Source organism: Salinibacterium sp. (assembly GCF_031364185.1).
Lineage (GTDB): Bacteria > Actinomycetota > Actinomycetes > Actinomycetales > Microbacteriaceae > Rhodoglobus.
Genome location: NZ_JANLVV010000169.1, coordinates 1 through 5,247, shown reverse-complemented (window position 1 = coordinate 5,247; position 5,247 = coordinate 1). Strand labels below are relative to the sequence as shown.

The 5,247-nt window shown below is 63.9% G+C and carries 4 protein-coding genes; 2 read left to right on the top strand and 2 right to left on the bottom strand.

From position 1 onward, the window contains the following. Positions 1–207: 207 nt before the first annotated feature. On the bottom strand, positions 208–1,023 hold the full coding sequence (locus RMN95_RS07590; RefSeq protein ID WP_309616332.1) for a lysophospholipid acyltransferase family protein: 816 nt from the start codon (positions 1,021–1,023) through the stop codon (positions 208–210). A gap of 308 nt (positions 1,024–1,331) precedes the next feature. On the opposite strand from RMN95_RS07590, the gene RMN95_RS07585 reads away from it, so the two are divergent. Further along, entirely contained in the window at positions 1,332–2,279 is a 948-nt protein-coding gene (locus tag RMN95_RS07585; protein WP_309616331.1) for a nuclease-related domain-containing protein, read from the top strand. Positions 2,280–2,456: 177 nt separating this feature from the next. Here the strand turns inward: RMN95_RS07585 and RMN95_RS07580 are convergent, their stop codons facing one another. Continuing rightward, a complete protein-coding gene (locus tag RMN95_RS07580; protein ID WP_309616330.1) occupies positions 2,457–3,932 on the bottom strand; it encodes a DUF222 domain-containing protein in 1,476 nt (491 codons plus the stop codon). Between the two features lie 160 nt (positions 3,933–4,092). Between RMN95_RS07580 and RMN95_RS07575 the strand changes: the two genes are divergently transcribed. Beyond that, positions 4,093–5,247, top strand: a 1,155-nt coding sequence (locus RMN95_RS07575; protein WP_309616329.1) for a class I SAM-dependent DNA methyltransferase, incomplete at its 3' end; no start/stop codon positions are given.

The window sequence follows — 5,247 nt, the reverse complement described above, 5'->3', positions numbered from 1 at the left end:
GCTTCGAGAGAATCCATTGCGGAAGCCGTACACGCTGTAGGCGATCAGCACGAGACCGAGCACGATGTCGAGAACCAGTGAGCCGCTCACTGGCGGCGCCTGGACGTCTGCTTGGTCATTCCATGACCCTAACCCGCATGACGGGATGTCGCGGTGAGTGGGTGACGACTACTCGTTGCGCACCGCGCACCGCGTACTGCACATCGTCTACCGCTCGACGGGTGCCGCCCGGCGGCGCGCTCGCTCCGCTTCGGCAGCCGTCGCCTCCTCAGGAGTTGGCGCCGTACCCCCGCGGTTCTGCGGCTGCCACCATTGCCCAGTCCCACTTACCGGATAGAGCTGTTGCTCGCGGTCTACCATCGCCTGCAATGTTTCACGCAGGGCATCTGTCGCCCCCACAACGTCGTCTTCCGACGTCACGACAATCGGAGCTCCGAAGGTGAAGCTGATCGGCACGCCAAACCGTTCGAAGAAGCGAGTCTTGTGGCCCTTCGTCATCAGCCGCTGTCCTCCCCACACCGACACCGGTATGAGCGGCACGCCGGCCTCCGCCGCGAGTCGAGCGGCGCCGGTCTTCAATTCGCGCACCGTCATGGATGCGCTGACTCCGGCCTCCGGGAACACTCCGATGAGCTCCCCTCTTTTTAGTGCAGCTACCGCGTCGGCGTAGGCCGCGGCTCCCGCTTGGCGATTCACCGAGATGTGACGCATGGACCGCAGTAGCAGGCCGACGAGCGGCTTATCGAACGCTTCTTTTTTGGCCATGAATCGGATGCGACGCCGATTATGTAACCAGGTCATCCACTCGACGAGCGCGAATTCGAAGTAGCCGAAGTGGGTCATCGCGATGACGGCTCCACCGGTGTCGGGAAGGTTGTCGGCACCGACCACGGTGGGCTTGAGTCGCCAGATTCCGAAGAGCGCGCGGCCGGCTGCGACGGCTCCGCTGTAGACCGGTTCGAAGCCCCTCGACGTGTGGTCTCGTGACCGCCTGCGGTCGGAACTATCGGGGCGCCTCGTCATGACTTAAGCGTACGGCGAGCGTTGGCGGCGATCTCGTAAATTTGCCGCCGAATTGGGCAAATTCGAGGGTGCCAAAACGTCACGTTTTCGGGCTTTCACCTCGTGTAACCCTATCTGGGGGCTTCTCGATATACCGGTGAATCGGTAGCGTCATACCTGTCGAGATCGGGGGATCGGTGACAGATGTACTGGCTCGGGGGAGCCATGTCGTGACGAGTGGTGCCGGGCCTTCTCTGCTAACGCGGGGCCCGGCCTACTCCGTCGTCAGCGAATGTCTTCGCATTCAGTCTTCGGCACGTCGTCGGTCTGTGCTCGGTCAGGTTTTCGGCCAGAGTCCTCTTACTGCGGATGCTCGCAGTTGGTACCGAGGAGCGCTTGGCGAGCTTCGCGTCGCGAGCATTCTCAGCGCGCTGGGCCCGCAGTTCACCGTGCTTCACTCGGTCCCGGTCGGTGCGGGCGACAGCGATATCGATATCGACCACATCGTGATCGGGCCATCCGGAGTATTCACCATCAATACGAAGAATCATTCCGGCCAGCGAGTCTGGGTGGCAGCCGAGTCAGTTCTCGTGAATGGCCACCGAACACACCACATCAGCGATGCACGCTTCGAAGCGTCCAAAGCCGCCCGGTTGTTGAGTGCGCGAATAACGCACACCCGACCGCCGCACTCTCCAATACTGGACTCCTGCTGTGTGGATTCCCGGCCGCTTAACGCCCAGCTCATGAGCCCTGTGGTCGGCGCCCAGATCATGAGCGCCCCGGCCGGCGGCCGCGTCACAAGCCCTCCTGCTGGCGGCCGCGTCACAAGCCCTCCGGCCGGCGGCCGCGTCACCAATCTCGCGGTCATCGCCCGCGTCACGAGCCCCGGGGTCGACGCCCCCATCGATGTCACCCCTGTCATCGCTGTCGTCGATCCCGGCTCCCTCACCATCACATCGCCGCCCACCGGGGTGATCGTGGTGGTCAGCAACCGACTCGCTCGCACGATCACTCGACGCCCACGGGTGCTCTCTGACGCCACGATCGCCGCCATCGTCGACTGCGCGGCCGACCCCGAGACCTGGCACTCCGGAGACTACGCGCCGGATGCCACGCCCCAGCGTCAGGCGCAGTTCTCCCGATTGCGCCATCAGGTGGATGCCGCGGCCCGGCGTCGCATCGCCTGGGCGCTGGGCGGCGTGGTCGCTGTCGCGGCTCCTGTGCTGCTGTCGATCGCAAACACGGCTGCCTTCGCCGGAGCAACCTTGCCGTAGGACGCACGTGACCCCACGCCCGTAGTCCTAGCCCCATGCCCATCCCTATGCCCTCGTGACCGCGTTCCTGCCCGCGCCTACGGCCTCACGACCGCGACCCTTGCGGGCCCGAGCTCAGGACCACGGCCCCCACATCCCCGGGCTTACGGCCCCAACCAGCCCTCATCTGCCCAGACTTCACACGGTCATCAACACTCGCGCTTTCCCGAGTGGTTGCCAGGTTTGACTCGGGTCGAGCCAGAGTGGTGCCAGCAACCATGGCAGCCCGTTGACCATCTTCATCTCGTAACCAGACGCATGCAGCAGGTGGTGGTGCTCAGGGCATACAAGCACGCCGTTGTCGATATCGGTCAGCCCCCCATCGGCAAATTCCTTCACATGATGGGCATGGCACCAGCCTGGTGGGGCGTGGCAGCCGTTCCAGACACAACCTCCGTTCACCACTCCGAGTGCCAGCTTTTGGTGGCGACTGAACAACCGCTGGGTGCGTCCCAGATTCAGTACTTCGCCGCCCGGACCGAGCGTGAGCACTCTTATTCCGCCGTCACACGCGAGTTCGCGCACCGTCGCCGCCGACACGGGTTCGTCAATGCCGTCAAGCCACCCAATGCCCGAAGAGGTGTCGCCTTCGAGGTCGCTCAGCTTGATCACAGCGACGACGGTGGTGAGGCTGCGCATGCTCCCGGGTTCACCTTCGGACGACCGCAAACCCGCCGACAGTAGACCCATGACAATGTCGAATTGCTTCTGCTCGAGGGTGCGCGGATCGCGCGGCGCGGTGCCTGCGCCAGAACCCGCGCGAAAGCCAGCGCCAGCGCCTGCGCCAGCGCCAGCGCCAGCCTCACCCGCGCCAGCCTCAGACCCGCAAGCACCGGCCTCAGACCCGCAGGATCCGGCAAGATCAGCCCCATCCCGCAGATCGAGGAACCGTGGCATCACATTCGGCCCGGTGCGCTCCGCAAGCGCCGCCTTGAGGAGCGCAGCATTTGTGGGGTCGGCGTATCCACCAAATTTGGTGAGACCGTTTTCTTCGCGGCCGATCCAAAACGCGCGTCGAGTGCGCAGCACTTCGTCGCGAGGCTCGGCGCCATCGGGGTCGAGGGCTTCGCGCCAGACCCGCGCACGAACGGCAAGCAGGTCGGCCGAAAGGGTGAGCCCAGCCTCGACGAGAGCAGACTCGGCGACCTCGAGGCGCTCGACCGGGGCGTGGCGCTGTGCGGCCTGGGTGAGGGCGTGGATGACGGCGGTCGCGGCATCCACCCCCATTGCTCCGGAGATCACGGCAGCAGACACCAGCGGGAAGTCTGGCGCGAGCACCTGCCCGTCGAGGCACACGCGCTCGCGAATTGCCCGCCCGAGTTTCACCCGTCGACTCGCTTCGCGCTGAGACACGAGCGTGAGCTTCTCGACAAGGTGCATGCCGCGTGTCTCGCCAAGGCTCTGGGCAAGCCCCGCCTTCCCGAGCTCGTAGCGAGACCGCTCATCGATCTCGGCAGCCGTCAGCGCCCGCAGTGCATCGGTGAGCCGACCCACCTGCTCGACTTTGCGCGTGAGTTCGAGCAGTGCCGAGTCGTCGACGCCGACCATTCCGTCGCGCGCGACATCGGCGAGCATCGAGCTCACCCTGTCGAGAACCTGCGCTGTTTCGGTCATAACCACACTCTCGCAGCAACCACCGACATTGCATTTGTCCAGGTCAGAGAGCAGATAAAGCTGTGGATAACCGAAAATGAGCCAGCCTGTGGAGGAGAAGACGCGTAGCGACTGAGAGACTGTACTGCCCGTCCAACGGCGGCATTGGCGGAGGAACAACGTGGTCACAGGCGAGCTGAAGCAGCAGGTCGATAAGGTCTGGAACGCATTCTGGTCCGGCGGCATCGCCAACCCGCTCGAGGTGATCGAGCAGATCACCTACCTGCTCTTCATCAAGCGTCTCGATGACCTGCACACCCTCGCCGAAAGCAAAGCGAACCTGCTCGGTAAGCCCCTCGAGAACCCGGTGTTCCCTGAGGGGATGGATGACACGGGCCGCCGCCCGCGTCCCTACGCCGACCTCCGCTGGAGCCGTTTCAAGCACCTCGCGCCGCTGGAGATGTTCGAGGTTGTCGACCAGAACGTGTTCCGGTTCATCCGGAATCTGGGCGCTGCAGGGTCGAGCTTCGCCTCCAACATGAAAGATGCCCGTTTCACCATCCCCAATGCCGCGCTGCTCAGCAAGGTCGTCGACCTGCTCGAAGAGATCCCGATGAACGATCGCGACACCAAGGGTGACATCTACGAGTACATGCTCGGCAAGCTGGCCACCTCGGGGCAGAACGGGCAGTTTCGCACGTCGCGCCACATCATCCAGCTGATGGTCGACATGACCGCGCCGACCCCAAGCGATCGCATCATCGACCCGGCGGCGGGTACGGCAGGATTCCTGGTGGCCGCATCCGAGTTTCTGGTCGAGCATCACAGCAAAGAGATCTACGCGGATGCCGCATCCCGCGACCACTTCAACCGACTGACGTTCACGGGCTTCGACTCTGACGCGTCGATGTCGCGCATCGGCAGCATGAACATGCAGTTGCACGGCGTCGAGAACCCCACCATCCAGCGCCGCGATTCGCTCGCCGAGGAGCACTTCGACGCCAGCATCGAAAGCACTTACACGCTGGTCCTCGCGAATCCACCGTTCGCCGGCAGCCTCGACTACGAGACCACGGCGAAAGATCTGCTCACTGTGGTGAAGACTAAGAAGACCGAGCTGCTGTTTCTGGCGCTCATGTTGCGCCTGCTCAAGAACGGTGGCCGTGCGGCGGTGATCGTTCCGGATGGCGTGCTGTTCGGGTCATCCACTGCTCATAAAGCTTTGCGCAGGATGCTCGTCGAAGAGCACAAACTCGATGCAGTGGTGAAGCTACCGAGCGGTGCCTTCAAGCCGTACACGGGTGTGTCGACGGCGATTCTGTTCTTCACCAAGACG

Coding starts and splice junctions, on each gene's coding strand:
- RMN95_RS07590 (WP_309616332.1), bottom strand. CDS start 1,023: ATGACGAGGCGCCCCGATAGTTCCGACCGCAGGCGGTCACGAGACCAC.
- RMN95_RS07580 (WP_309616330.1), bottom strand. CDS start 3,932: ATGACCGAAACAGCGCAGGTTCTCGACAGGGTGAGCTCGATGCTCGCC.